At 70.0% G+C, this 25,788-nt stretch carries 21 protein-coding genes and 4 tRNA genes; 20 read left to right on the plus strand and 5 right to left on the minus strand.

Annotated elements, in window-relative coordinates:
• The first annotated feature begins 172 nt into the window (after window positions 1–172).
• Entirely contained in the window at window positions 173–457 is a 285-nt protein-coding gene (locus tag EDF46_RS02155) for a hypothetical protein (protein ID WP_123504629.1), read from the plus strand.
• A 111-nt stretch (window positions 458–568) separates the two neighbouring features.
• Window positions 569–3,838: a BTAD domain-containing putative transcriptional regulator gene (locus tag EDF46_RS02160; protein ID WP_123504630.1), complete on the plus strand. Its 3,270-nt coding sequence runs from the start codon at window positions 569–571 to the stop codon at window positions 3,836–3,838.
• An 83-nt stretch (window positions 3,839–3,921) separates the two neighbouring features.
• Here the strand turns inward: EDF46_RS02160 and EDF46_RS02165 are convergent, their stop codons facing one another.
• Window positions 3,922–4,737: an ABC transporter permease gene (locus tag EDF46_RS02165; protein ID WP_123504631.1), complete on the minus strand. Its 816-nt coding sequence runs from the start codon at window positions 4,735–4,737 to the stop codon at window positions 3,922–3,924.
• Window positions 4,734–5,732 carry an ATP-binding cassette domain-containing protein gene (locus tag EDF46_RS02170; protein ID WP_123504632.1) on the minus strand — a complete coding sequence of 333 codons (999 nt, stop codon included), beginning with the start codon at window positions 5,730–5,732 and terminating at the stop codon, window positions 4,734–4,736. Before EDF46_RS02170 ends, EDF46_RS02165 begins: the two co-directional genes overlap by 4 nt.
• Before the next feature lie 275 nt (window positions 5,733–6,007).
• Between EDF46_RS02170 and EDF46_RS02175 the strand changes: the two genes are divergently transcribed.
• From EDF46_RS02175 to EDF46_RS02215, 9 genes are all read left to right on the plus strand, one after another.
• Window positions 6,008–7,390: a serine hydrolase gene (locus tag EDF46_RS02175; protein ID WP_233579755.1), complete on the plus strand. Its 1,383-nt coding sequence runs from the start codon at window positions 6,008–6,010 to the stop codon at window positions 7,388–7,390.
• Window positions 7,391–7,498: 108 nt separating this feature from the next.
• Window positions 7,499–8,590, plus strand: coding sequence for a LacI family DNA-binding transcriptional regulator (locus tag EDF46_RS02180; protein ID WP_123504633.1), 1,092 nt, complete (start codon window positions 7,499–7,501; stop codon window positions 8,588–8,590).
• Window positions 8,591–8,750: 160 nt separating this feature from the next.
• Window positions 8,751–10,886, plus strand: coding sequence for a beta-galactosidase (locus EDF46_RS02185; protein WP_233579757.1), 2,136 nt, complete (start codon window positions 8,751–8,753; stop codon window positions 10,884–10,886).
• Between the two features lie 49 nt (window positions 10,887–10,935).
• On the plus strand, window positions 10,936–12,297 hold the full coding sequence (locus tag EDF46_RS02190) for a sugar ABC transporter substrate-binding protein (protein ID WP_233579759.1): 1,362 nt from the start codon (window positions 10,936–10,938) through the stop codon (window positions 12,295–12,297).
• Window positions 12,298–12,366: 69 nt separating this feature from the next.
• Window positions 12,367–13,308, plus strand: coding sequence for a carbohydrate ABC transporter permease (locus EDF46_RS02195; RefSeq protein ID WP_123504635.1), 942 nt, complete (start codon window positions 12,367–12,369; stop codon window positions 13,306–13,308).
• The gene (locus tag EDF46_RS02200; protein WP_123504636.1) at window positions 13,305–14,249 is read left to right on the plus strand and encodes a carbohydrate ABC transporter permease; all 945 of its coding nucleotides are present in this window, start codon (window positions 13,305–13,307) and stop codon (window positions 14,247–14,249) included. Before EDF46_RS02195 ends, EDF46_RS02200 begins: the two co-directional genes overlap by 4 nt.
• Window positions 14,246–16,273 (plus strand): beta-galactosidase, encoded by a 2,028-nt coding sequence (locus EDF46_RS02205; RefSeq protein WP_233579760.1) that lies wholly within the window; start codon window positions 14,246–14,248, stop codon window positions 16,271–16,273. The genes EDF46_RS02200 and EDF46_RS02205 overlap by 4 nt, the downstream gene beginning before the upstream one ends.
• Before the next feature lie 209 nt (window positions 16,274–16,482).
• Window positions 16,483–16,893: a hypothetical protein gene (locus EDF46_RS02210; protein WP_123504637.1), complete on the plus strand. Its 411-nt coding sequence runs from the start codon at window positions 16,483–16,485 to the stop codon at window positions 16,891–16,893.
• A gap of 166 nt (window positions 16,894–17,059) precedes the next feature.
• On the plus strand, window positions 17,060–17,458 hold the full coding sequence (locus EDF46_RS02215) for a hypothetical protein (protein ID WP_123504638.1): 399 nt from the start codon (window positions 17,060–17,062) through the stop codon (window positions 17,456–17,458).
• A gap of 77 nt (window positions 17,459–17,535) precedes the next feature.
• On the opposite strand, the gene EDF46_RS02220 is transcribed toward EDF46_RS02215, so the two are convergent.
• Window positions 17,536–17,611, minus strand: a tRNA-Val gene (locus tag EDF46_RS02220).
• A 164-nt stretch (window positions 17,612–17,775) separates the two neighbouring features.
• Here EDF46_RS02220 and EDF46_RS02225 point away from each other — a divergent pair.
• The 9 genes from EDF46_RS02225 to EDF46_RS02265 all read left to right on the plus strand — a co-directional run bounded on the left by EDF46_RS02225 (window position 17,776) and on the right by EDF46_RS02265 (window position 24,543).
• Window positions 17,776–17,847: transfer RNA gene (locus EDF46_RS02225), tRNA-Gly, on the plus strand.
• A gap of 84 nt (window positions 17,848–17,931) precedes the next feature.
• Window positions 17,932–18,005: transfer RNA gene (locus EDF46_RS02230), tRNA-Cys, on the plus strand.
• A 40-nt stretch (window positions 18,006–18,045) separates the two neighbouring features.
• Window positions 18,046–18,117: transfer RNA gene (locus EDF46_RS02235), tRNA-Val, on the plus strand.
• A gap of 807 nt (window positions 18,118–18,924) precedes the next feature.
• The gene (locus EDF46_RS02240) at window positions 18,925–19,275 is read left to right on the plus strand and encodes a hypothetical protein (RefSeq protein ID WP_123504639.1); all 351 of its coding nucleotides are present in this window, start codon (window positions 18,925–18,927) and stop codon (window positions 19,273–19,275) included.
• Window positions 19,276–19,646: 371 nt separating this feature from the next.
• Window positions 19,647–19,847, plus strand: coding sequence for a multidrug transporter (locus tag EDF46_RS02245; protein WP_123504640.1), 201 nt, complete (start codon window positions 19,647–19,649; stop codon window positions 19,845–19,847).
• Between the two features lie 445 nt (window positions 19,848–20,292).
• Window positions 20,293–21,318 carry a methionine ABC transporter ATP-binding protein gene (locus EDF46_RS02250; RefSeq protein WP_123504641.1) on the plus strand — a complete coding sequence of 342 codons (1,026 nt, stop codon included), beginning with the start codon at window positions 20,293–20,295 and terminating at the stop codon, window positions 21,316–21,318.
• The gene (locus EDF46_RS02255; protein WP_123504642.1) at window positions 21,315–22,088 is read left to right on the plus strand and encodes a methionine ABC transporter permease; all 774 of its coding nucleotides are present in this window, start codon (window positions 21,315–21,317) and stop codon (window positions 22,086–22,088) included. The genes EDF46_RS02250 and EDF46_RS02255 overlap by 4 nt, the downstream gene beginning before the upstream one ends.
• Before the next feature lie 42 nt (window positions 22,089–22,130).
• Complete coding sequence (locus EDF46_RS02260) at window positions 22,131–23,036, plus strand: MetQ/NlpA family ABC transporter substrate-binding protein (protein WP_123504643.1); 906 nt, start codon at window positions 22,131–22,133, stop codon at window positions 23,034–23,036.
• Between the two features lie 82 nt (window positions 23,037–23,118).
• Window positions 23,119–24,543, plus strand: a complete 1,425-nt coding sequence (locus tag EDF46_RS02265) for an LLM class flavin-dependent oxidoreductase (RefSeq protein WP_123504644.1) — start codon at window positions 23,119–23,121, stop codon at window positions 24,541–24,543.
• Window positions 24,544–24,599: 56 nt separating this feature from the next.
• Here the strand turns inward: EDF46_RS02265 and EDF46_RS17935 are convergent, their stop codons facing one another.
• Window positions 24,600–25,139 carry a hypothetical protein gene (locus EDF46_RS17935; RefSeq protein ID WP_148061121.1) on the minus strand — a complete coding sequence of 180 codons (540 nt, stop codon included), beginning with the start codon at window positions 25,137–25,139 and terminating at the stop codon, window positions 24,600–24,602.
• A 44-nt stretch (window positions 25,140–25,183) separates the two neighbouring features.
• Window positions 25,184–25,699 carry a hypothetical protein gene (locus EDF46_RS02275; protein WP_123504646.1) on the minus strand — a complete coding sequence of 172 codons (516 nt, stop codon included), beginning with the start codon at window positions 25,697–25,699 and terminating at the stop codon, window positions 25,184–25,186.
• Between the last annotated feature and the right edge of the window lie 89 nt (window positions 25,700–25,788).

Genomic DNA, 25,788 nt, shown 5'->3' on the forward strand with positions numbered 1-25,788 from the left:
CCACGCGGGATGGCCTTGCGCGTCGGGTCGCAGGCCACGCGGCGACGCGGGGAGCCATCTCGCCTAAGCGTCCCGGCGCCATCACGCTGAACGCCGAGAAGGACGTCCCCTACTCGGAGCTCTGCGGCTGACACGGCGGACGGGCGGGGCGAGGGGTACCATCGTCGACCAGATGTTCACCCTCACCCTGCCCCCGCTCGTCGCCGACGCGGCGACCGGGCGCGCCCTCGCGGACGGCGTGCCGAGCGACGCCGCCGCGCACGTCGAGATCGATGCCAGCCTGGTGGAGCTCGGTGACCACGGCTTCGTCGGCGAGCTGCTCGACGGGCTTCTCGCCCGCGGCCTCGAGGTGCTGGTCGTGGGCGGCGCCTCGCATGATCTCCGCTCGTCGTTCGCCCGCGGCGCCGAGCATCGCGCCTTCGACGAGATCTGGTTCCAGACCGATACCGCGGCCTGACGACGAACGGCGGCCAGACGACGAACCGCGGCCAGACGACGAAGCGATGCGCCCCATAGCGATAGGTCGCTGACGTATCGTTGGCGTTGACCAGCGCGCTAGACTCGCCGGGTGCCTCCAGCCCGTGTCCTCGTCGCTGTGCTGGGTCCCGTCCGCGTCGCCGGCCGCGAGCCGGGCACGCTCGTCGAGCCGGCGGGCCCGCGCGCGAAGGCGTTCATCGTCGCTCTGTCGGTCGCAGGAGCTTCCGGCGTCACCTCCCCCCGCCTCATCGACGACCTCTGGGGCGACACGCCCCCGCGGCAGGCCAAGGCGGCCCTCCAGACCCTGGTCTCCCGGGTCCGTCACGCCGCTGCCGACGACCTCGTCGTGTCCACTCCGACCGGCTACCGCCTGGGCGACCCGAAGGCGACCGACCTCCACGCGGTGCGCACCCTGCTGGCGCAGGCGGCCGGCGCGGAGCCTGCAGAAGCCGACCACCTCGCGACCACGGCGCTCGCGACCTGGCGCGGCTCCCCCGCGGCCGACCTCGACGGCTTCGAGCTCGTCGACGACCTCGTCGCCGAGGCGGCCGGCCTCCGGGCCGACGCCCTGCGCACCGCCGCGACAGCGCGCTGCTCCGTCGGCGACGGCCAGGGCGCCCTCGCCGCTCTCGACGAGCTCGACTCGCTCCTCGCCGAGCGCGGTCGCCGCACCGACGACGGCGACGTGGCCCTGAGGATGCGGGCGCTGGCCGCGGACGGCCGGCGCACCGCGGCTCTCCGCGTGTTCGCGGCTCACCGCGAGGCTCTCGCCGACGAGCTGGGCTCGTCGCCGTCGGCCCTCCTGATCGCCGCCAACACGGCCCTACTGACCGAGGCCGACGACGGGGCTGAAGCGGCCGGGGCAGCTGCCGAGGCCGTTCCTCCGAGCTCCGCGACACCGACACCTCGCCGCACCCGCATCGCCGTCGGCCTCCGCACGGCGCCCAACGAGCTTCTCGGCCGTGCCGCCGACATCGCCGCCGTCGAGCACGGCCTGACGACGTCGCGCCTCGTGACCATCCTCGGGCCGGGCGGTCTCGGCAAGACGCGTCTCGCCCAGGAGGTGGCCCGCCGCGCCGGCGACAGCACGGCGCGGGTGGTCGTCGTCGAGCTCGCCGCCGTCCGCAGCGACGACGACGTGGTGCTCGCCGTGGCGAGTGCGCTCGGCGTGCGGGAGGTCGGCGCGCCGCGACTGCGCCTGGCCGACCCCGGCGTGCGCCGAGGCGTTCGCGAGCGTCTGGCGGACGCCCTGCTCGAGATGCCCACCCTGCTGGTCCTCGACAACTGCGAGCACGTGATCGGCTCGGCAGCCGAGCTGACCGCCGAGATGCTGGCCGAGACCGCTGACGTGCGCGTACTCGCGACGAGCCGATCGCCGCTGTCGATCGGCGCCGAGGTCGTGCACCCGCTCGAGACCCTGCCGAGCGCGGGCGCCGCCGTGGAGCTGTTCGAGCAGCGCGCCCGATCGGCGCGCCCCGGCGTGGCGCTTCCCCGCGAGGCCGTCCAGCGCCTGTGCGCACGTCTCGACGGCCTGCCGCTCGCCATCGAGCTCGCCGCCGCACGCGTGCGCTCGATGGCCGTCGACGAGATCGAGCGCCGCCTCGGCAACCGGTTCGCGCTGCTCACCTCCGGCGACCGCTCCGCGCCCGAGCGCCACCGCACGCTGACGGCCGTCATCGACTGGTCGTGGAACCTCCTCGCCGACGACGAGCGGGTCCTGCTCGCCCGCCTGTCGCGCTTCCCCGACGGCTTCTCGGCCGACGCCGCCCAGATCGTGGGCAGCCATAGCTCGGCCGACCAGCACGACGTCGCCGACGCCTTGGACGGCCTCGTCCGCCAGTCGCTGGTGGGAGTCTCCGAAGAGCACCGCACCGGCCGCGTCCGCTACCGGATGCTCGAGACGGTCCGCGAGTTCGGCGACGCTCAGCTGATCGCGTCGGGCGAGTCCGACGACGTGCGCGAGGCCATGTTCCGGTGGGCGGAGTGGTTCTCGTCCGACATCCGCTCGCACCTCGACGGCCCGGACCAGGTCCGCCGATTCGCCGTCATGGCGGCCGAGCAGGACGACCTCGTGCACGTGCTGCGCCTCGCCGTCGACGTCGAGCGCCGTGGCACCGTCGCCGACGCGTTCGCAGTGCTCGGCTACTTCTGGTCGCTGAACGGCAGCCACGCCGACGTCACGGCATTCGCGCCCGATGTCGTGCGCGTGCTCCGCACCGGGTGGCCGGCACCCGAGCACCGCGACGCCGAGCTGCTGGCGTGCGCCGTCGCAGGCAGCCAGCACCTGTTCGGCGGCGGGCGAGCGGGCACGTTGGCGCTGGGTCGCCTCCGCCGCCTCCGCCGCGACGGCCCGGCCGCCGACGCCCGCCTCGAGGCCCTGACCGGCCTCTTCCTGGCGACCCTCGTCGGCGTCGAGGCGTTCCAGGGCCACCTGGCGCGGATGGCCGCCTCGAGCGACTCGGTGATCGTCGAGCTCGGCTCCGTGATCACTGCCCAGATCGCCGAGAACGACGGCCGCATCGACGACGCGTTCGTCCACGCGCGGCGGGCCTACGACAGCACGGTTCAGAACGGCCACGCCTGGGCGACGGCGACGAGCGCGGGCTTCCTGTCTCAGCTCCACGCCCAGGAGGCCCAGCCCCGCGAGGCTCTCGAGTGGGCCGAGAAGGCCCGCACCGGCCTGGTCTCGCTCGGCGCCGTCGGCGACCTGGCCGAGGTGGAATGGCGCCAGGCGAGCGCCCGCATCGCTCTGGGCGACGTCGACGGCGCCCGGGCGGGCTTCGCCGCGCTCCTCGACGACGCCGGCCCCACGCCCGAGGGCGATCAGGACGTCCGGGTGTTCGCCCGCTGCGGCCTCGCGGAGATCGCCTTCCTGGAGGGTCGGCACGCCGACGCGCTCCGCATGTACGACGAGGCCGTCCTGGGCATCCGGGACGACCGCAGCCGGTTCCGCTCGCCGATCATCGCGCTCTCGGAGGCCGCCGCCCTGTCGGCCCACCTGCGAGCTCGCACGGGCGGCGCCGAGCACGACAGGCACGTCGGCCGCATGGCCACCCGCCTCCGCACCCGCCTCATCGCGCAGAGCCGCGTGCCTCAGGCGTTCCAGGACGTCCCGATCGCCGGAGCGGCCGTCTTCGCCCTCGCCTCGTGGATCCTCGCCTGCCTCCCGGCCGAGTTCGAGGCGAGAGGCATCCGGCTCGCGCAGCTCGGCATCGCGATGCACGGCCGGCAGGATATCTCGTCGCTCGAGCACGCCCGGCTGCTCGACACCGGCCGCATCCCCGACGTCACGGCCATGACGTCGGCGGACGCCCGCCGCGAGGCCATCGCGCTGCTGAGCGACCGCCGGCTGCGGCGCTGAGTCCGAGCCCCGGCAGGCAGGGCGAAGGGGCGCAGGAACGGGCAGCCCGGAGTCGAGCCGCCCGTTCCTGCGCCCCTCGGCCGTCAGGCCTTGCGCATGTACGACCGCACCGTGAGGGGCGCGAACACCGCGACGATCACGGCCGCCCCGAGGAGCGCGAGCCACAGGTCTCCGGTCACGGTGCCGGTGTTGGCGAGGTCGCGGACCGCGGTGACCAGGTGCGAGACCGGGTTCGCGTTCACGAACGCCTTGAGCCAGTTCGGCAGGGTGTCGGCCGGGACGAACGCGTTCGAGAGGAACGTGAGCGGGAAGAGCACCAGGAACGAGATGCCCTGGACGCTCGACGCGCTGCGGGCGACGACGCCGAAGAAGGCGAAGATCCAGCTGATCGCCCAGGCGCAGACGATCACGAGAACGGCTGCGAGCACGACGTGGCCCAGGCCGCCGCCCGGGCGCCAGCCGAGGATGACGCCCATCACCAGGGTGAGCGTCGTGGCGATCGCGTAGCGGACGGTGTCGGCGAGCAGCGCGCCGGCGAGCGGGGCGATGCGCGCGATCGGCAGCGACTTGAAGCGGTCGAACACGCCCTTGTCCATGTCTTCGCGGAGCTGCGTGCCGGTGACGACGGAGCCGGTGATGACCGTCTGGACGAGGATGCCGGGGATGATCATCGGCAGGTAGTCGGCGATCGAGCCCGCGATCGCGCCGCCGAAGATGTACGTGAACATCAGGGTGAAGATGATCGGCTGGACGGTGACGTCGATGAGCTGCTCGGGGGTGCGGCGGATCTTGAGGATGCCGCGGTAGGCCATGGTGAACGAGTTGCGCACCGACTGGCCGAGGCTGACGTGGTTCTTGAGCGGGCGCCCTTCGAGGGTCGCCGTGGTGATCGCGGTCATGCGTGCACCTCTTCTTTCTGGATCGTCTCGGCTGCCACGGAGTCGGAGTCGACCCCGTGGCCGGTGAGGGTGAGGAAGACCTCGTCGAGCGTGGGCTTCTGCACGCTCATCTCGCTGAGGCGGATGCCCGTCTCGCGGAATCGGATGAACAGGTCGGTCACGCGATCGGGGTCGGCCATGGGGGCCGTGATGCGACCGGCCTCGGGCGAGATGACGGCGTCGACGCCCAGGGTCTCGCGGATGACGCGGCGTGCTTCGTCCACGTCGCCGCCGTCGGCCAGTCGGAGCTGGAGCGACGACTCGCCGACGGAGGCCTTCAGCTCTTCAGCGGTGCCCTCGGCGACGACGCGGCCGGTGTCGATGACGGCGATGCGGTCGGCGAGCTGGTCGGCCTCCTCGAGGTACTGGGTCGTGAGGAGGACGGTGGAGCCCTCGTTCACGAGGCGGCGGATGGTGTCCCACATCTGCGAGCGGGTTCGCGGGTCGAGGCCCGTGGTCGGCTCGTCGAGGAAGATGAGCGGCGGCTGCGCGATGAGGCTGGCCGCGAGGTCGAGCCGGCGGCGCATGCCGCCCGAGAACTTCGCGAGCGGGCGGGTCGCAGCCTCGGTCAGGCCGAACTCGTCGAGCAGGGCGGCGCTCTTGCGACGGGCCTGGCTGCGCGAGAGGCCGAGCAGGCGCGAGAAGATGATGAGGTTCTCGGTGGCCGAGAGCTTCTCGTCGACCGACGCGAACTGCGCGGTGACGCCGATGAGCTGGCGGACGATCTGCGCCTCGCGCTGCACGTCGTGGCCGAAGATCGTGGCCGAGCCGGCGTCGGGGCGGAGCAGGGTGGCGAGCATGCTGATCGTAGTCGACTTCCCGGCGCCGTTCGGGCCGAGCACTCCGTAGACGGTTCCGGCGCGGACGCTGAGGTCGACGCCGTCGACCGCGCGGTTCTCGCCGAAGACCTTGACCAGGCCGTGGGCTTCGACGGCCCAGTCGCTGTTGGTGGCCATGGGGCTGTCCTCTCGTTCGTGGTTCGGTGGCGGCCCTGTGCGGGCCGGATGAGAAGAGCGTGCGCCGGGGCGCTTACACGGCGCTTGCACGCGCTTGCACTCGCTCGCGCCGACCGCTGACCCTAGGGCGGTCGGACTGTCGGGGATCCTGCTGCTGAAGGGCAGCAAGCGGTAGTCGTCCCGACCCGTGATCGCGACATCGCACCAGGCGAATTCCTGGTGCCATGTCGGGATCCCGGGCCGTGATGCCGCCATCCGCGACTAGCGTGGGCCTCGTGACCAACGACGCCCTCACCCGCAGCTCCCCGTCCGCCCACGACATCGACGCCGGAGGGATCGAGGCGCTCATCGACGCCCTCGAGAGCACCGCCGAGGTCGAGCCGCACAGCCTCATGGTGCTGCGCGGCGGCGAGGTCGTCGCCGAGGGCTGGTGGGCCCCGTACGCGCCCGACCGGCAGCACCTGCTCTACTCGCTGAGCAAGAGCTTCACCTCGACGGCCGTGGGCATCGCGACCGCGGAGGGCCTCCTCTCGCTCGACGACACGATCATCAGCCACTTCCCCGAGCTCGACGCCGAGATCACCGACGAGCGCACCCGCCGCATCACGGTCCGCCACCTTCTGGCCATGGCGAGCGGTCACCGCGAGGAGACGGTGGAGCGCGCGAGCACCCTCGACCCCGCCGACCTCGTCCGCGGCTTCCTGCTGATGCCTCCCGACGAAGAGCCCGGCACCCTGTTCTGCTACAACCAGCCCTGCACCTACACGCTCGGCGCGATCATCCAGCGCGCGACCGGCGGCACCCTCGTCGACTACCTGAGGCCCCGTCTCTTCGACCCGCTGGGCATCGGCGAGGTGGGCTGGCTGACGCACCCGAGCGGCGAGCAGCTCGGGTTCAGCGGCTTCCACGCGCCGACCTCGGCCGTGGCCAAGCTCGCCCAGCTCTACCTGAACGGCGGCGTCTGGAACGGCGTGCAGCTCGTCCCGACGGCCTACGTCGACGAGGCGACGCGCCTCCAGGTCGACAATGCGGCCGTCGGCGGCTCCCCCGACTGGTCGCAGGGCTACGGCTTCCAGTTCTGGATGGCCACGCACGGCTTCCGCGGCGACGGCGCCTACGGCCAGTTCGCGGTCGTGCTCCCCGAGCTCGACCTCGTCGTCGCGATGACGGGCCAGAGCATCGACATGCAGGCCGTCCTCGACGCCGTCTGGGCGCACCTCCTCCCTGCCGTGGGCGCAGGAACCGCGTCGCCCTCGTCCGACACGGCCCTCGCGGCGCGTCTGGCCTCGCTGGCCCTCCCCGTGCCGCCGGGCACCGGGGCGACGCTCGAACCGGCCTCCTTCGAGCCCGGCCCCGGCAACCGCCTGCCCACCCTCACGAGCGTCGTGCTCGGCGCCGGCCGTACGGCGACCCTCGTCGACAAGGGCCTCCCCCTCCGCCTCCCCCTCGGCGACGGCGAGTGGCTCGTGTCGGATGCCATCGCGGCGTCGGCGTCGCCCGGGGAGGCCGGCGGGGTCCGCCTCGACGTCGCCTTCATCGAGACGCCCCACCGCCTCGTTGTCGAGCTCGACCAGTCTGCGGGGACGTTCGCCGCCGCCTGGGTCACCGAGCCGCTGCACGGCCTGCCGCTCGCCCGGGTGCGGATGCCGCGGCCCTAGCGGCTCCGGTCGGGCCAGGTCTAAGAAACCGCCCAGGATGGGGGCCGCAGGCTGGTCGGCGGGGATCGCGCGGGTCGATACTCTGAGAACGACAGACGGGAGCGCGCCATGGACGACGGCACGGCGCCCGCGCGGGTGGAATCGGTGGCGGTTCCCGGCGGGGTCCGACCGGTCCGGGTGCCCGGCGCCCTCCGTCGCGCCCCTACCATCTACGACGTCGCGAAGCTCGCCCAGGTCTCGCACCAGACGGTCAGCCGGCTGCTCAAGGGCTACGAGGGGATCCGGCCCGAGACGCGCGAGCGCGTCGAGCGGGCGCTCGAGGAGCTCGACTACCGGCCGAACCTCACGGCCCGTTCCCTGGCCACCAGCCGCTCGCACCGGATCGGCGCGCTGACGCACGAGATCGAGCAGGTCGGCCCGGCCAAGATCCTGCAGGGCGCGAGCCGCGGCGCCCGCGACGCCGGCTACCTCCTCGACATCGTCAGCTTCGACCCCGGCAACGACGCCGACATCCAGCGGGCCCTGCGCATCGCCGACTCGCGCGACCTCGCCGGGATCATCGCGTTCGGCTCGACCGACAGGGTCCTCGACGCGTTCTCGACGGCGGGCTTCAGCGTGCCCTGGTTCATCGCCGGCGAGGACGACGACAGCGTCGGCGAGCACGAGCTCACCCGCAACGGCCAGGGCGTCGCGATGCTCATCGACCACCTCGCCGACCTCGGCCACACGCGCCTGCTGCAGATCGCCGGACCCGGCGCGTGGATCTCGGCCCGCAACCGCCTCTTCGCGTTCGAGTCGGCCACCCGGGCGCGGGGGCTCACCGAGGTCGGCCGCTCGCACGGCGACTGGTCGCCGGCGTCGGGCTACCGGGCGGCGCTCGAGCTCCCCCTCGACCGCGGCGCCACCGCCGTCGTCGTGGCGAACGACCAGATGGCTCTGGGGGCGATGCGCGCCCTCGCCGAGCGCGGGCTGTCCGTTCCGGCCGACATGAGCGTCGTCGGATTCGACGACATCCCCGAGGCGCCGTACTTCCCGGCGCCGCTCACGACCGTCAGCCTCGACTTCGATCTGCAGGGCCGGATCGCCTTCGGCCAGATCCTCACGCTGATCGACGGCTCGACGGCGGGCGGCCAGCGGGTCGACCCGCGGTTCGCGGCGGAGCTCGTGGTGCGGTCGTCGACGGCGGCGCCCCGCCTCTAGTCGCCTGCGGTACCCCGCCTCCAGTCGGCTGCGGTGCTGGGCAGCCGAATCGGTAACAGTTTCGACACGGGGCTTGTGACCGGTAACAAGAACGGGATATGGTCCTTCTCGACAACGATGTTACCGCTAACACCGGCTTGGACGATGGAGTTCCCGCACGATGACGATGCACCCTGCGACCGCGCACACCCCGCAGCCCCTCACTGCCGCTGCCACCCCCGACCGCATCCTCTTCGGGGCCGCCTACTACGCCGAGTACCAGCTCGGCGACCGCCTCGACACCGACCTCGACCTCATGGTCGAGGCGGGCTTCACCGTGATCCGCGTCGGCGAGTCGGTCTGGTCGACCTGGGAGCCGCGCGACGGCGAGTTCGACCTCGACTGGCTCCTGCCCGTGCTCGACGGCGCCCACGCCCGCGGCATCTCGGTGATCCTCGGCACCCCGACCTACGCCGTGCCGCCGTGGCTGCAGCAGAGCCACCCCGAGATCGCCGCGCAGACGAAGACCGGCGAGCCGATGCCCTGGGGCTCCCGCCAAGAGGTCGACTACAGCCACCCCGCGTTCCTCTTCCACGCCGAGCGCGTCATCCGCGCCATCGTCGAGCGCTACGCCGACCACCCCGCCGTGATCGGCTTCCAGGTCGACAACGAGCCCGGCATGCTGCTCTTCCACAACCCGTCCACCTTCCGCCGCTTCGTGCGGCAGCTGAAGGCGAAGTACGGCACGGTCGACGAGCTCAACAAGGCCTGGGGCCTCGTCTACTGGTCGCACCGGATCGCCGACTGGTCGGAGCTCTGGACGCCCGACGGCAACGCGCAGCCCCAGTACGACCTCGCCTGGCGGCAGTTCCAGGCGCAGGTGACCACGGAGTTCATCTCCTGGCAGGCCGACATCGTCCGCGAGTACTCCCGCCCGGAGCAGTTCGTCACCACCTGCATCGCCTACCCGCGCCCGGCGATCGACGACGAGAAGCTCGTCGCGGCCCTCGACATCACCGCCGGCAACCCGTACTACGGCGTGCAGGACCACCTCTCGCTCGACCACGTCAAGCCGGTGCCGACGTCGTGGACCTCAACGGGCGTCGCCGGCCTGTACCGTCAGGCCGATCGCCTCTTCTCATCGAACCAGCGGCGCTTCCTCGTCACCGAGACGAACGCCTGGTCGATCGGCGGCGCCTCGCAGAACTACCCGCCCTACCCCGGGCAGCTCAAGCAGTCGGCCTTCGCACTGATCGCCCGCGGCGCCACCCAGATCGAGTACTGGCACTGGCACACCCTCCACTTCGGCACCGAGACGTACTGGGGCGGCGTCCTGCCGCACAGCCAGAGGCCCGGCCGCGTGTACCGCGAGGTCGCCGAGATCGGGGCCGCGCTGAAGCAGATCGGCACCCGCCTCGACGGGTACGAGCCCGACGCCGACGTGGCGATCCTGTGGTCCACGGCGACGCGATTCGCCTTCGACTTCACGCCGCCCCTCAACGTCGACGGCACGACCGGGCGTCGCGACAGCTACCAGCACATCGTCGACGCCTTCCACGCCGGCGTCATCGGGGCGGGTGCTCAGGCGCGCATCCTGCACGTCGCCCAGGCGGTCGCGATCGGCGCCGCCGAGCTGGTGAGGCGCTTCCCCGTGCTCGTCGCACCGGCCGTGTACATCGCCGACGACGACGAGCTGCAGCTGCTGGCCGACTACGCCCAGGCCGGCGGCCACCTCATCGTCGGGCCGCGCACCGGCTACGCCGACGAGGAGGCCCGTGCCCGCCTGGCGGTCGCCCCCGACAAGCTGCACGACGCGGCCGGCGTCTGGTACGAGGAGTTCACGAACCTCGACGACGAGCTCGCCGTCACCGGCAGCGAGGCCCTCCCGCTCAGCCCCGAGGCTCGAGCGACCGACTGGGCCGACGGACTCGTCGTCGAGGGCGCCGACGTGCTCGCCACCTACGAGCACTCCTCGTTCGGCCGCTTCCCGGCCGTGACGACGAGGGGCGCAGGAACGGGCCGCATCACCTACGTCGGCACCGTCCCGAACGGCGCGCTCTCCGCCGACGTGGTGCGGTACGCCGTTCCGCAGCCCATCGCGGCGGGGTGGACGCGCGGCGACACGGTCACCGTCGCCTCCGGCACCCTCCCCGACGGCGCGCGCGTCTGGTTCGTCCACAACTGGTCGGCCTCAGGCGCGACCGTGACGGTCCCCCACGACGTCTCCGACCTCACCGAAGCAGACCCTGCCCGGCACCTCGCCGGCACCGAGATCTCCCTGGAACCGTGGTCTTCCCTGGCCCTGGTCGACGGGTGAGTTCGTCCATCGCAGCCGATCGACGAACCCGAGAATGAAGGAAGAACCAATGAGGAAGAACGCACCGAGAACAGCAGTGGCGCTGGGCACCGGCCTCCTTGCTGTGACCCTTGTCCTGTCGGGCTGCACCGCTTCCAGCGGCGGCGGCGGAGGCAGCGCGACCAAGACGGTCTCGCAGGCCGACATCGACAAGGCGATGAGCACGCCGACCACCCTGAACTTCTGGACCTGGGTTCCCGACATCAAGAACGAGGTCGCCCTCTTCGAGAAGAAGTACCCGGACATCAAGGTCAACGTCGAGAACGTCGGCCAGGGTGCTCCGCACTACCAGAAGATCCGCACGGCGGTGAAGGCCGGCAAGGGGGCTCCTGACGTCGTCCAGATGGAGTACCAGTACATCTCGTCCTTCAACGTGACCGGCAACCTGCTCGACCTCGCACCGTACGGCGCCTCCAAGCTGTCCGACGAGTACACGCCGTGGGTGTGGAACCAGGTCAAGCGCGGCGACGCCGTCTACGGCATCCCGCAGGACGCCGGCCCCATGGGCAACCTCTACCGCAAGGACATCCTCGCCAAGGCGGGCGTCACCAAGGCGCCCGAGACCTGGGACGAGTACGCCGCCGACGCCAAGCTCGTGAAGGAGAAGACGGGCTCGTACATGTCCGACCTCGCCTCGAGCCAGGCGGGCCAGATGCTGGGTCTGCTCTGGCAGGCCGGCGTCAAGCCGTTCGGCTACGACGGCGACAAGGGCGTCACGGTCGACGTGAACGGCGCGAAGGCCAAGGAGGTCGCCGCGTACTGGCAGAAGCTGATCCAGGCGGGCTACGTCTCGACCGACCCCGACTTCACCGACAGCTGGTACCAGGGCCTGGCGAGCGGCAAGTACGCCGGCTGGCTGACCGCCGCGTGGGGTCCCGTCTTCCTGCAGGGCACCGCGGCCAAGACGTCGGGCAAGTGGGAGGCGGCTCCGCTCCCTCAGTACGAGGCGGGTCAGAGCGTCTCGGGCAACTGGGGCGGGTCGTCCGACGCCGTGCTCAAGACGTCGAAGAACCCCATCGCCGCCTACGAGCTCGCGAAGTTCATCAACAACGACGCCGAGTCGACGCTCGATTTCGCGAACAAGCAGTTCCTGTTCCCGACCTCGACGAAGACCCTCGAGAGCACCGAGTTCACCGACCAGAAGGCGCCGTTCTACGGCGGTCAGCAGGTGAACAAGCTGTTCGCCGGGATCTCCGGAACCGTCGACACGAAGTTCGAGTGGCTGCCCTACATGGACTACGCCTACTCGAGCTACAACGAGACGATGGGCAAGGCGCTGGCGGCCAAGGGCGACCTCTCGGCCGGGCTCGACGCCTGGCAGAAGTCCCTCGTCGACTACGGCACCCAGCAGGGCTTCAGCGTCAACAAATAGCAGTGCCGGCGGGGCGGCCTCCGGGCCGCCCCGCCTCTCCCCCTCTGGACGTGAACGAAGGAGTTCCACATGACCCAGTCCGTCGTCGCCCCTCGCGGGGCGCGCCCGGGCACGAGGAAGCGAGCCAACGCGAACCAGCGTCGCCAGCACCGGGCGGCGTACCTGTTCGTCGCGCCGTTCCTGCTCGTGTTCGTGCTCATGCTGCTCGTGCCGCTGTTCTACTCGGGCTACCTCAGCCTGTTCGCGACCCGCCTCGTCGGCGGCTCGCAGTTCGCCTGGTTCGCCAACTACATCCGCGCGTTCACCGACGCGGACTTCCTGGCCGGCGTCGGGCGCATGGGGCTCTTCCTGATAATCCAGGTGCCGATCATGCTCGTGCTCGCGCTGTTCCTGGCGTTGGCCATCGACTCCGGCCGGGCCCGCGGCGCCGGGGCGATCCGCCTGCTGGTCTTCCTGCCGTACGCGGTCCCGGGCGTCGTCGCGACGCTGATGTGGGGCTATCTCTACGGCCAGGACTTCGGCCCGATCGCGCAGGTCTTCCGGGCCCTCGGCTTCGGCGCCCCCAACCTGCTGAGCGCCTCGTCGATCCTCGGCTCGATCATGAACATCGTGACGTGGGAGTTCGTCGGCTACAACATGATCATCATGTACGCGGCCCTGCGGTCGATCCCGTCGGAGCTGTTCGAAGCCGCCGAGATCGACGGCGCCGGGCAGTTCCGGATCGCCTGGAGCATCAAGATCCCCGCGATCCGCCCGGCCATCATGCTCACGGTGATCTTCTCGATCATCGGCACGTTCCAGCTCTTCAACGAGCCGAGCCTGCTGAAGGGCCTCGCGCCCAACGTGATCGATAACGCCTTCACCCCCAACTACTACGCGTACAACCTCGCGTTCATCAACCAGGACGTCAACTACGCCGCCGCCATCGCGTTCCTCCTCGGAATCGTCATCGCGATCGTGTCGTACGTCGTCCAGCTGTCGACGCAGCGAAGGGAAGCGAAAGCCTCATGACGACCGCAGCCACCGGAAAGCCCGTCGCCGGGGCGGAGCCCGCCCCGGTCCGAGCCCGCGACCTCGCGCCGCGACGCACCACCAGGGCCTACAGCAGCGAGAAGCGGCGCTCGACGCTCCTCACCGTGCTGCTCTGGCTCTGCGCGCTGTACTTCGTGCTGCCGATCGCGTGGCTCGTGATCGCCTCCACGAAAGACAACTCCGACCTGTTCTCGACGTTCGGCTACGCGTTCGGCCACTTCAACCTGTTCCAGAACATCCACGACGTGTTCACGGTCTCGGGCGGCATCTACCTGCAGTGGGCGCTGAACACGGTCATCTACGCCGCGGTCTCGGCGCTCGGCGCCTCGTTCCTGGCGACGATGGCGGGCTACGCCTTCGCGAAGTACCGCTTCCCCGGAGCCAACCTGATGTTCAGCGTCGTGCTCGGCGCCATCATGATCCCTTTGACCGCGCTAGCGTTGCCGACGTACCTGATCTTCAGCCAGTTCGGCATCACGAACACCCCCTGGTCGGTCATCGTGCCGTCGCTCGTCAGCCCGTTCGGCGTCTTCCTGATGCGGGTGTACGCGGCCGACGCGATCCCCGACTCGATGATCGAGGCCGCCCGCGTCGACGGCGCCGGCGAGTGGCGGATCTTCTGGCAGGTGGGCCTGCGCCTGCTCGGCCCCGGCATCGTCACGGTGTTCCTGTTCGCGCTGGTCGCGACCTGGAACAACTACTTCCTGCCCCTGATCATGCTGAACTCGTCGAACCTGTACCCGCTCACCGTGGGCCTCGCCCAGCAGCAGGCGACGAGCGCGGGCGGCGGCGGCTCGCAGGCGATGTTCTCGACGGTCATCACCGGCTCGATGGTCTCGATCATCCCGCTGATCATCGCCTTCCTCTTCCTGCAGCGGTACTGGCAGACCGGTCTCGCCTCGGGCAGCGTGAAGGAGTGAGCGGCGTCCTGGGGGCCGCGTTCGCCTACGGCGGCGACTACAACCCCGAGCAGTGGCCCGAAGACGTCTGGCGCGACGACGTCACTCTCATGAACCGGGCCGGCGTCAACCTCGCCAGCGTCGGCATCTTCTCGTGGGCCCGCCTCGAGCCCCGCGACGGCGAGTTCGACTTCGCCTGGCTCGACGAGGTGCTCGGTCTGCTCCATGCGGGCGGCGTCCGCGTCGACCTGGCCACCGCGACCGCCTCGCCGCCGCCCTGGCTGGCGCTGAAGCACCCCGAGATGCTCCCCGTGACCGAAGAGGGCGTCACCCTCTCGTCGGGCAGCCGCCAGGCGTACTGCCCGTCGTCGCCGGTCTACCGCCGCTACGCGGCCCGCCTGGTGACCGCGATCGTCGAGCGCTACGCCGACCACCCGGCGCTCGAGCTGTGGCATGTGGGCAACGAGTACGGCTGCCACGTCAGCCACTGCTACTGCGATGCGTCGGCCGTGGCGTTCCGCGCCTGGCTCGCCACCCGCTACGGCACGGTCGAGGCGCTCAACGACGCCTGGGGTACGGCGTTCTGGTCGCAGCGATACGACTCGTTCGACGAGATCCTGCCGCCCCGCGCAGCTCCGTCGTTCAAGAACCCGACGCAGCTGCTCGACTTCGACCGCTTCTCGGCCGACGAGCTGCTCGAGTGCTACCGCGTCGAGGTCGCGGTCATCCGCGCGAGCTCCTCGGTGCCGATCACGACCAACTTCATGGGCTTCTTCAAGGGCGCCGACTATTGGGCCTGGGCCCGCGAGGTCGACGTGGTGTCAGACGACTCCTACCCCGACCCCGGAGACCCGCTGTCACCGGTCTACGGCGCGATGCAGCGCGACCTGATCCGCTCGCTGGGCGGCGGCAAGCCGTGGCTCCTGATGGAGCAGTCCCCTTCCGCCGTCAACTGGCGCGAGCGCAACGCCGCCAAGCGTCCCGGCCAGATGCGCGCCTGGTCGTACCAGTGCATCGGTCGCGGCGCCGACGGGATCCTCTTCTTCCAGTGGCGCCAGGCCAAGGCCGGGGCCGAGAAGTTCCACGCCGGCATGGTCCCCCACGCCGGCACCGACACCCGTGTGTTCCGAGAGGTGCAGGAACTCGGCGCCGAGCTCGCCGACCTCTCCGCCACGGGCCTGCTCGGCTCGCGCGTCGAGGCCCGCGTCGCCGTCGTCTTCGACTGGACTTCCTGGTGGGCGATCGAGCAGGAGGCCTCCCCCACGCGGCTCTCGTACGTCGAGGGCGTCTTCGCCTGGTACCGGGCGCTCACGGCCGTCGGCGTCACGATCGACTTCGTGTCGCCCGACAGCGACCTGGCGCCCTACGCCGTGGTCGTGGCTCCGTCGCTCTTCGTCGCGACCGATGCGCAGCTCGCCGCCCTCGACGCCTACACCGCGAACGGCGTCACCCTCGTGGCGTCGTTCCAGACCGGCATCGTGGACGAGAACCTGCACATCCGGCTGGGCGGGTACCTCGGGGCGCTGCGGCAGACCCTCGGGGTGTGGGTCGAGGAGTTCGCGCCGCCGACGGCGCCGGATCTCGCGGCTACGGGGGGCGGAGTTCCTGCGCCGCTGGCCTTGCGAGGGGATGCCGTCGGAGGAGCCGGCGCCGCGAAGCTGTGGGGCGAGTCCGTGCGCGTCGAGGGGGCCACGGTGTCGGCCTCGTTCGACGGCGGGGTGCTCGACGGGCAGCCGGCGATCACGCGGAACGGGCGCGGTGCCGGGACCGGCTGGTACGTCGCCACGCTGCCCGACGACGCCACACTCGCCCGCTTCGCAGCCGGTGTGATCGCCGAGGCCGGTGTCGCGACGCTCCCGCGGGTCGCCGGCGTCGAGTTCGTGCAGCGCGGGTCGGCGACGATCGCGATCAACCACGGCTCGGCCGACGCCGCGCTCGACCTGCTCGGCACGGACGCGCTCACCGGCGCACCCGGCGCCGGCCTGGTGCTGGCGCCGCAGGGCGTGGCCGTGCTGGTGCGGGAGGTTGCCGCCGTCGCGCCCTGACGGGTGTCGGCGCCACGATCGGCACTCGGCACCGTCGGGCCCGGCGTCCCGCCCACGATCGGGACTCCGCACCGTCGGGCCCCGTTTCTGGCCCACGATCGGGACTAGGCACCATGCGATCGCATGGTGCGCAGTCCCGATCGTGGTGCGTCGGGGGGCGCACCGTCGGTCCGCCACAATGAGGCATGGCGATACTGAGCGGTGTGCGCATGTGGCCGAGCACGGGCTGGCCCGACCGGCCGTGGTCGGAGTCGCCCGAGCTCGACGCCTTCCTGCGCGGCGGCCGACGGATCTTCGAGCTCTTCGGCGACGCCCTCGCCGTCGAGCGTCGCACCTACCCCGAGTCGTTCTTCGTGCTCCGGGATCGCGACCCGTCGGAGTCGGCTGACGTCGAGTTCGAGCTCGAGGCAGTGCTGCAGGGCGCCCACGTCGCGGGAGTGCACCTGCCGCCCGGCTTCCATCGCCTGGCGCAGGAACTCCGCGACCTGCTCACCGTCGAACTCGTGTCGGCCGCTCTCGGCGCCGTCGCGCGCACGGGCGCCTTCGACGAGGCGGCTGTCGAGCGCGCCACGGCGTCAGTCCGTGCCGGCGACGGGCGCTACGTGCGGCACGGACGCTAGTGGTCAAGCCCCGACCGGCGACGCCGGATGCGACTTGGGGGCGAGCTCCACAGCGACGGGTTCTTGCGGCACTGGTTCGAGTTCGAGAACAAGCCGGGAGTCGAGGGTCCGGCGCGGTCGGGCGAATTCGTCGGCGGGCGCCGACGGGCCGACGCCTGCCGTCGGCGTGCGCGAGATCGTCGTGCTCTCCCTGCGGCCGCGTGTCGGTTACGGCGGCGGAGGACCGACCAATGCCGTGCCTCAGGAGTACCTCGACGAGACGCACCGTCTCTCCGGCATCGTCGCCGGCCCCGAATGGGCCGAGTGGTGGGCCGGTCTCGGCCTCGACGTGATCACGAGCATCCATCGTTACAACGCGCAGAAGTGCGCGGTGCGGGTGCGGGTGACGGGACGGACGGCGACGATCGGCCTCGATCGGCCTGCCTCGACGATCCCGGCGGGTGCCGCAGCGGCGGCCATGGCGCGCGACGACCTCGAGGCGGTGCTGGCGAAGGTGCAGAGCCGATTCGAGGCGGGGGGGCATCCGGTGGTGGCTGATCCAGCGCCCGAAGGCCGGGAAAGCTAGTTCGTAAGGCTCAGGATCGCCAGCCAGGCCGCGACAAGAGCGACCCGGGTAATAGAAGGGTGAACCATGGACAGTTCTGGTGGGCGATACCGGACTCGAACCGATGACCTCTTCCGTGTGAAGGAAGCGCGCTACCAACTGCGCCAATCGCCCGTGGGACTCGTCGATACTACTGGAAATGGAGACTGAACTCCTACTCGGCACACCCGTATAGACACGAACAAGTCTCAGTTTGTAATTCGTGCGAACCATCGGATAGAGTTCCTGAGGTCGCAGAGATGCGGCGAAAACAACCAGGGGAAGTCAACCTCCCCAATGCGGATGTGGCGCAGTGGTAGCGCATCACCTTGCCAAGGTGAGGGTCGCGAGTTCGAATCTCGTCATCCGCTCGAGTGAAAGCTCACCAGATGGGTGATCCACCTGTGTGGTGGGTTTCCCCTCTTGGAGCTCAACTCACGTCGTTCGAGACGAATGGTGGGGTGGCCGAGAGGCGAGGCACCGGCCTGCAAAGCCGGGCACGCGGGTTCAAATCCCGTCCCCACCTCCACACTCTGCTCGATGAGACACCCTACAAGTAAAGAACCCATGAGCGATTGGCGCAGCGGTAGCGCGCTTCCCTGACACGGAAGAGGTCACTGGTTCGATCCCAGTATCGCTCACTTAGAGAGGCCCGGCCTGACTCCACGAGTCACGTCGGGCCTCTTCCCGTTGCGGCCGCCGCGGTCCGCGTCCTTTGGGCGAGCCTCGGCGCCGGCGGGACGATCGCTGGTGGTGTCGTGGCAGCCCCTGACGCCTCTTCCTGGGAATACCGTGCAAGTCGTTGAATGTGCCACCCTCGCCGAGAAGCCAGGGCGTCTAATCGAAGTCCGATCGGGTATCGGATCAGGCGGACGATTCGGGTCGTTCGTTCCCGGGTGAGGGAGCCACGGGACTTGGCTCCCTCACCTCTCCCGGGGCGTCTGGCGAAGTCGAGCCGGATCGCGATTCACTGGACGGTCGGTACTAGCGGGTGTTGCCTTGCGCCTGTCATTCTTCGTCTACCTTCGCCTGGCGGAGTCAGCCCCCGCCCACCTGATCCGGGTCGGGGGCGTTTCCGTGCGCGCAGGAAATCGCTTATGTCCAGCCCCCGAATGGGGTGGGGCCCGGCAGGGTCGCTCGATGTAGCTTTCTTCTCACCGGCATCCCCTGCCGGTCTCCCTCACCAGGAGAGACGGCTCCACTCGCTGTGATGAATCAGGGTTCTCGGCGACGCTCCACCCCTTATGCGCCACCGAACGCCTCCAGCGCCGGAGTCGTGGGAGGGCCACCGGATTCGGGTTCCGGTGGCCCTCTCCTCAGGTCGGCCTCACTTGCTCCCGGCCTGGTGTTCTGCCCAGATCCCATCAGGCCGGGCTTCACTCGCTGGAGCCCGCCGCTCTCCCACGGACGATTTTGCCGAGGTGTCAGTGCGGCAATAAGCTCCGCGCATGAAGCCGCACTCCGTCCTCAAGTGGGATGTCAGGGGTACCTCGTTCGAACTCGTCGAGACCCAGTCGCATCTCATCGTCGGCTGCGTCATCGGCGACGAGCAGAAGGAGCTCGCCCGACTCGAGCGCGGCGAGATCCGGGCGGTCATCGAGCTGCACGCGGCTCGCGGGTGCGAGTTGCGGGTCATCACGGGCGACGAGGACGAACCCCTCTCGATCTACTGCCCTCACTCGGTCTGCACCGTTCTTCTCGTCAAGCTGCGGAAGTTCCAGGGCGGCAACCTCGAGGTCATCGCGACGGACTCGTCATTCGATCCCGCCGTCGCGGAGGCGCCGCCGAGCCGGGTGTGACGGCATCCGCGCAGGAACGCGGGAGGCGACTCGCGCCCCCCGCGTCTCCCCGACCCTGATCCCATCGAGGAGATCTCATCATCCCACGGCCGAACGTATCTGTTCGGGGATGGACAGAGCCGCGTTCGCGTGGAAGGTTGTGGACACGGCCTGAGCGGCCCCTGACGATCTCGTGTCAACCCACGGCACGAAGCCGTGAACGCGCCTACCGTCTCTCAAGGCGATTCCCTAGTCGCTGTGACGTCTCTTCACGCAGGTCTCCTGCAGGAGGGGCGGCGGGCGCTGCCGTGGCCGGATTCCGCGGCAGCGCCCCACGCTGGGAGTCTCATGTCAGTCGGTCGTCTCCACGGGCTGTGGAAGAGACTGTGGTCATGAGTGAAGACGACGCGAAAAGCACAGACGAGATGAGCTTCGAAGAGAAGCGGCACGATCAGCTGACCCGGGCGGCCAAGTCGGACGAGTCGGACGCCGCCCCGCGGATCGTCACCAGCGAGTCTCCCGACGGCACGACGCGCATCGACGTGGCCGACACGGCGAAGGTCACCCCGGGCAAGGTCACGCGCGACGACTGACCGCAGCAAACCCGAATCGCCTCGGCCCCGAATGGGATCGGGTGCCCAGATCGCCCCGAGTGCCGCCGGACCCTGATCCGGCGGCACTTGTTCGCTCGGCAGGGAGGCCTGCTGAAGCGACTGCTTGTCGGCTCGACCGATCTGATTGCTCATTCTGTTCAACGTGAGTATTGTTCAGCGCACCGGCCCGGCCCTGTCGGTGTAGCTCCGCCCTAGGCGGAGGCGTCTCGCAGTGGGTTGCAGGATCAGGACGGCGAGGCGGGCGCGGAGGCGTTCCCCCAACGCCTCCGCGCGGCTGCACCGCCGGGGCCGTGCCGTTGCCTGCGGCCCAGCGCAGGCCGCCCTCTCTCCTGCCTGACGGCATCTTCCCCGTCACAAAGCGTCACAACCGGTCACATGACGACGCGCTCCCCCGCGCCCGCGCGATGTTCCCTACTGTCGCCGCATGATCCGAATCGACCAGCTCACCAAGGCGTACGAGCACGCCGGCTCCCGCACGGTGGTCCTCGACTCGCTCGACTTCGAGGTGGGCCGCGGTGAGATCGCGGCCGTCGTGGGGCGCTCCGGCGCCGGCAAATCGACGCTCGCCCAGTGCGTCACGCTCCTCGAGCTCCCGACGAGCGGCTCCGTCATCGTCGACGGCGTCGACCTGACCGCGTCGAGCGAGCGCGACCTCCGCACCGCGCGCAGAGCGATCGGAACGATCTTCCAGTCGGACGGCCTGTTCTCGCGCCGCACCGCCGCCGAGAACGTGGCGCTCCCCCTCGAGTTCCTGGGCGTCACCCCGGCCGAGTCGCGGGCGCGCGTCGCCGAGCTTCTCGAGCGCGTGGGGCTGGGCGACAAGGCCCGCCACTACCCGCACCAGCTCTCGGGCGGCCAGCGCCAGCGCGTCGGCGTCGCGCGCGCCCTGGCTCTGCGGCCGCGGGTGCTTCTCTCGGACGAGGCGACCTCGGGCCTCGACCCCGAGTCGACCCAATCCATCCTGGGCCTGCTGCGCGAGCTGCGCGACGACCTCGACCTCTCGATCCTCCTGATCACGCACGAGATGGAGGCCGTCCGCGAGATCGCCGACACCGTGGCGCGCCTCGAGGCCGGTCGCTTCACCGAGCGCGGCCGAGTCGTCGACCTGCTGCAAGACCAGTCGTCGCAGCTGGGCGCCGACCTGCAGCCCCAGCGGGCATCCGCGGCGGCGGCAGACGGCCAGGTGGCACTCCTCGCGACCTACGGCTCCCCCGACGTCCCGGCCGACTGGCTGGCGCGCGTCTCGGCCGAGCTGGGCGAGCCCGTCGGCCTCCTGGGCGCGGCGGTCGAGGTCGTCGACGGAACGACCGTCGGCACCGTCACCGTCGGGGTCCCGGCCTCGCACGCGGACGCCGCTCGCGACGCGCTCGCTCGCCTGGGCATCCAGACGCGACGCGACGCCGACCCGCTCCCCCTCCTGAACGACGACGAGATCGAGACCGCCGCATGAGCGCCGCAGCCGTCAACCCCAACATCGTCCCGCTCGACCAGATCCCCGGCCTCCTGCTGCCCGCCCTCGGCGACACGGCGCTCATGGTCGGCATCACGATGGTGATCGTCGTGCTCTTCGGCGTCCCGATCGGCGCCCTGGTGCACAACACCGGCCGAGGCGGCCTGTACGAGAACCGCGCGCTGCACTTGGCGAGCGGCTGGATCGTGAGCCTCGGCCGCAGCCTCCCCTTTCTGATCCTGATGGCTGCGATCATCCCGTTCACCCGCCTGATCACCGGCACGAACATCGGCATCCCCGCCGCGGTCGTCCCGATGTCGATCGCGGGCATCGCCTTCTTCTCGCGCATCGTCGAGAACGCCCTCCGCTCGGTCCCGGCCGAGTACACGACCATCGCGCGGGCAGCGGGGGCGTCGCGTCTCCAGGTGATCCGCACCGCCCAGCTCGCCGAGGCGATCCCCTCGCTCGTCGGCGGCCTGACCATCAACACCATCGCCATGATCGAGTACTCCGCCATCGCGGGCACGATCGGCGCCGGCGGAATCGGCTACGTCGCGGTCACCTACGGCTACCAGCGCTTCGACACGCGGGTCATGCTCGCGACCATCGTGCTGCTCGTCGTGCTCGTGGCCCTGGTGCAGCTGACCGGCGACAGGATCGCCCGCCGCCTGACCCCGCGACTTCGTTTTCTCCAGGGCGCAGGAACTCGGAGCACCAGCCCCGCACAGACCCCGTCGCCGGTCTCGCTGCCGGCCGCCCCGAGTTCCTGAGCCTTCCCTTTTCGACCCACCACACCTGAAAGCAGCACAGCCATGTCTACCGAGCCCACCAGCACCCCCGACTCGCACGGCTTCACCCTGAGGAAGCGCCGCCGCTGGCCCTTCGTCGTCGGAGGCGCTGTCGCCGTCGTGGCGATCGCCGCCGGGGTCACCGTGCCCCGCCTGATCCCGCAGGCCAGCGCCAACGACACCAAGGGCGCCACGCTGTACGTCGTGACGGCCGAGGGCAACGCCGCCGAGGAGGCGCTGGTCGACTACGTCGCGAAGGACGTCGCGCCCGACTACGGCATCACCGTCAAGTTCAAGGGCCTGTCGGACTCGACGACGCTGAACCGCGCTGTCAGCGACGGCGAGGTCGCCGGCACCGTGTACCAGCACAAGCGCTGGCTCAAGCAGGTGCTCGCAGCCAACCCGGACTTCAAGGAGACCGCGGCGACGCCCGTCTTCCGCTGGAGCTTCGGGCTGTGGAGCGCCAAGTACAAGACCGCGTCGGCGATCCCCGACGGGGCGACCATCTCGCTGTACTCCGACCCGGCCAACGAGGCTCAGGGTCTGTGGATCCTGGAGCGGGCCGGTCTCATCACGCTCAAGGCCGGGATCGACAAGAGCACCGCGACGCAGGACGACATCGCGAGCAACCCGAAGCACCTCAAGTTCACGCTGCTCGACTTCGCCGCGCAGTCGCGGTCGCTGAACGACCTCGATGCCGCCGTCGGCTACACCGAGTACTACCTCGCCGCGGGCATCCCCATCTCGGAGCAGATCTACGCGCCGGCCGCGCCCGACGCGTTCGCCGGGCAGCTGACCGTCGGCACGGACTACCTGAAGAGCGACAACGTCAAGAAGCTCATCAAGGCGTTCCAGGACCCGCGCGTGCAGAGCTTCCTCGAGTCGAACGCCGACGTGAAGAACATCCTGCTGCCGGTCGACGCGAAGTAGACGGCACCGGCCGGATGACCCAGCGTGACGCCCCGTTACGACCCCGAGAGCGTTTCTCGACCCCACGCCGGAGGATGAACCCATGACCCGACAGATCCGCTTCAACGCGTTCGACATGAACTGCGTCGCCCACCAGTCGTCCGGACTGTGGCGGCACCCGAAGGACCGCTCGCGGCACTACAACGACCTCGAGTACTGGACCGACCTCGCGAAGCTGCTCGAATCGGGCACGTTCGACGGCCTGTTCATCGCCGACGTGCTCGGCACCTACGACGTCTACGGCGGCAACAACGTCGCCGCGATCCGCAACGGCGCTCAGGTGCCCGTCAACGACCCGCTGCTGCTCGTGTCGGCGATGGCGGCCGTCACGAAGAACCTCGGCTTCGGCGTGACCGCCGGCACGGCCTACGAGCACCCGTACCCGTTCGCGCGCCGCATGTCGTCGCTCGACCACCTGACCAAGGGGCGTGTCGGCTGGAACGTCGTCACGGGCTACCTGCCGAGCGCCGCCCGCAACATGGGTCACGACGACCAGCTCGAGCACGACGCCCGCTACGACGTCGCCGCCGAGTACCTCGACGTGCTCTACAAGCTGTGGGAGGGGTCGTGGGAGGACGACGCCGTCGTCGAGGACCGAGAGGGCGGCGTCTTCACGGATCCTGCGAAGATCCACGAGATCGGCCACCGCGGCGAGAACTACACCGTGCCGGGCATCCACCTGTCGGAGCCGTCGATCCAGCGCTCCCCTGTGATCTACCAGGCCGGCGCGTCGCCCCGCGGCGTCGCGTTCGCCGCCGACAACGCCGAGGCGATCTTCGTGTCGGCGCCGACGGCAGCCGTGCTCAAGGCGACCGTGTCGCGTATTCGCGACGCCCTCGAGGCGGCCGGCCGCGACCGGTACTCGGCGAAGATCTACACCCTGCTGACGATCATCACCGACGAGACGACCGCCGGCGCCCAGGCCAAGCACGACGAGTACCTCCGCTACGCCAGCGAGGAGGGCGCACTCGTCTTCATGTCGGGATGGACCGGCATCGACCTGTCGCAGTACGACCTCGACCAGCCGATCGGCGACGTGCAGGGCAACGCCATCCAGTCGGTCATCGAGAACTTCAAGGAGTCGGCGAAGCTCGACGGCCGCGAGTGGACCGTGCGCGACATCGCCCGCTTCGGGGCGATCGGCGGGCTCGGGCCGATCTTCGTCGGCTCGGGTTCCGACGTGGCGGATCATCTGCAGGAACTGGTCGCCGAGACCGACGTCGACGGATTCAACCTCGCCTACGCGGTCTCCCCCGGCACCTGGGAGGACGTCATCGAGCACGTGATCCCGGAGCTCCGCAAGCGCGGCGCCTACCCCGACGCCTACGTCGAGGGCTCGCTGCGCGAGAAGCTGTTCGGCCGCGGCGACCGGCTGCCCGAGGAGCACCGCGGCGCGTCGTTCCGCCTCGGCGGCGCGCGCTCGACGTCGACCGGCTCGGTCGCCGACAAGGCCGCTGTCACGGCCTAGTCGCCACGCACCACGCGAAGGGCCCCGCGGCAATCGCCGCGGGGCCCTTCTGCTGCCTACAAGGTCACGCTGGCCGCCTCGTGGCGAGGAATGGTGCAAGTGAGGTATTTGCCCACGAGCTTGACTGATCCCGAGATGGAGGCTTTCAGTTTTCCCTTCCCGTTCACCAGGCGCGACTTCGAGTACGCCAGCCCGGCCATGGGACTCACGTCGGCGAAGGAGCCGCCGGCAGCCGGGCCCCAGTTGATTGCGATGTTGCGGAAGACCATCGTCGAACCTCCCCCGGCGAAGATGCTCCAGCTCACGCGGCCGCGGCCGCTCCCCAGCCTGTCGACGTAGATGGTCGACGTTCCGCAGTTGCCGCTGACAACCCCTCTCGAGCTGCCGCCGACACCGCAGATCTGGATGTCGTTGGCACGAAAATATGCGCGCCCGCGGTCCGTCAGGGTGCTGCAGTCGGCCACGAGTGGCACCGTGACTTCTGCGTGCGTCGCCTCGCTTGCACGGGCAGAGACGGGCCCGGCGACAATCATCGACGTGGCCGCGGCGCCAGTCAGCAGCGACCCCGTGAGTCTTCGCCTGATTCGAGTCGTCATTGACAGTCCTTCCATTCGATGGGTTGACGTGTCAAATCTACATTTCAGATTCTATTGACCGCAAGTCGCACGCGATCGACCCAAGCGGTGACGATTCGAGCGGGGTGGGGTGTCTCGACGATGACGCTGGTTGTAGAGATGACGCCCCCCCGATCGACGACGACGACCGCCGCTCCGTCGGTAGTCCGGCACCAGGCACGGATGCCGGGAGGTGCCTGCAGCGTCTCCATGCGCTGGGGAACACTCCCCCGGAGAACGGGCCCATCTCGCTCGAGATGCACCGATCGCGTCAGATCGAAGACCGACAAGAGGGTTTCCAGGTCATCGCTCGCTGTCGACGCGACGATCATGGCGGGCTCAGGAGACCCGCTGCTGACTGGGTCCGGATACGCCACGTCGACGTACGTCGTTCCGTCGCCGGACAGCCGTGTATCGACGAGACCCCCGCCCTCATCGTCGCGGACGGCGAAGGCTCGAAGGCGAGGTCGGCGGATGAGCTCGGCCGCCGATTGTTCGATCTCGTAGAACCACTGGTCGTGGCTAATATTTTCACTGAACATAGTGAATACGCTAGCGCGCAAAGGCAGAAACGGAAGGGCCCCGCGGCAATCGCCGCGGGGCCCTTCTGCTGATCCGGAGCGGGTGCGGG

The organism is Frondihabitans sp. PhB188, assembly GCF_003752365.1.
Lineage (GTDB): Bacteria > Actinomycetota > Actinomycetes > Actinomycetales > Microbacteriaceae > Frondihabitans.

Excerpts from the sequence above, each read along its gene's own strand:
- EDF46_RS02155 (WP_123504629.1), top strand. The coding sequence starts at position 173 with ATGTTCACCCTCACCCTGCCCCCGCTCGTCGCCGACGCGGCGACCGGG.
- EDF46_RS02165 (WP_123504631.1), bottom strand. The coding sequence starts at position 4,737 with ATGACCGCGATCACCACGGCGACCCTCGAAGGGCGCCCGCTCAAGAAC.
- EDF46_RS02170 (WP_123504632.1), bottom strand. The coding sequence starts at position 5,732 with ATGGCCACCAACAGCGACTGGGCCGTCGAAGCCCACGGCCTGGTCAAG.
- EDF46_RS02180 (WP_123504633.1), top strand. The coding sequence starts at position 7,499 with ATGGACGACGGCACGGCGCCCGCGCGGGTGGAATCGGTGGCGGTTCCC.
- EDF46_RS02185 (WP_233579757.1), top strand. The coding sequence starts at position 8,751 with ATGACGATGCACCCTGCGACCGCGCACACCCCGCAGCCCCTCACTGCC.
- EDF46_RS02190 (WP_233579759.1), top strand. The coding sequence starts at position 10,936 with ATGAGGAAGAACGCACCGAGAACAGCAGTGGCGCTGGGCACCGGCCTC.
- EDF46_RS02195 (WP_123504635.1), top strand. The coding sequence starts at position 12,367 with ATGACCCAGTCCGTCGTCGCCCCTCGCGGGGCGCGCCCGGGCACGAGG.
- EDF46_RS02200 (WP_123504636.1), top strand. The coding sequence starts at position 13,305 with ATGACGACCGCAGCCACCGGAAAGCCCGTCGCCGGGGCGGAGCCCGCC.
- EDF46_RS02210 (WP_123504637.1), top strand. The coding sequence starts at position 16,483 with ATGTGGCCGAGCACGGGCTGGCCCGACCGGCCGTGGTCGGAGTCGCCC.
- EDF46_RS02240 (WP_123504639.1), top strand. The coding sequence starts at position 18,925 with ATGAAGCCGCACTCCGTCCTCAAGTGGGATGTCAGGGGTACCTCGTTC.
- EDF46_RS02245 (WP_123504640.1), top strand. The coding sequence starts at position 19,647 with ATGAGTGAAGACGACGCGAAAAGCACAGACGAGATGAGCTTCGAAGAG.
- EDF46_RS02250 (WP_123504641.1), top strand. The coding sequence starts at position 20,293 with ATGATCCGAATCGACCAGCTCACCAAGGCGTACGAGCACGCCGGCTCC.
- EDF46_RS02255 (WP_123504642.1), top strand. The coding sequence starts at position 21,315 with ATGAGCGCCGCAGCCGTCAACCCCAACATCGTCCCGCTCGACCAGATC.
- EDF46_RS02260 (WP_123504643.1), top strand. The coding sequence starts at position 22,131 with ATGTCTACCGAGCCCACCAGCACCCCCGACTCGCACGGCTTCACCCTG.
- EDF46_RS02265 (WP_123504644.1), top strand. The coding sequence starts at position 23,119 with ATGACCCGACAGATCCGCTTCAACGCGTTCGACATGAACTGCGTCGCC.
- EDF46_RS17935 (WP_148061121.1), bottom strand. The coding sequence starts at position 25,139 with ATGACGACTCGAATCAGGCGAAGACTCACGGGGTCGCTGCTGACTGGC.
- EDF46_RS02275 (WP_123504646.1), bottom strand. The coding sequence starts at position 25,699 with ATGTTCAGTGAAAATATTAGCCACGACCAGTGGTTCTACGAGATCGAA.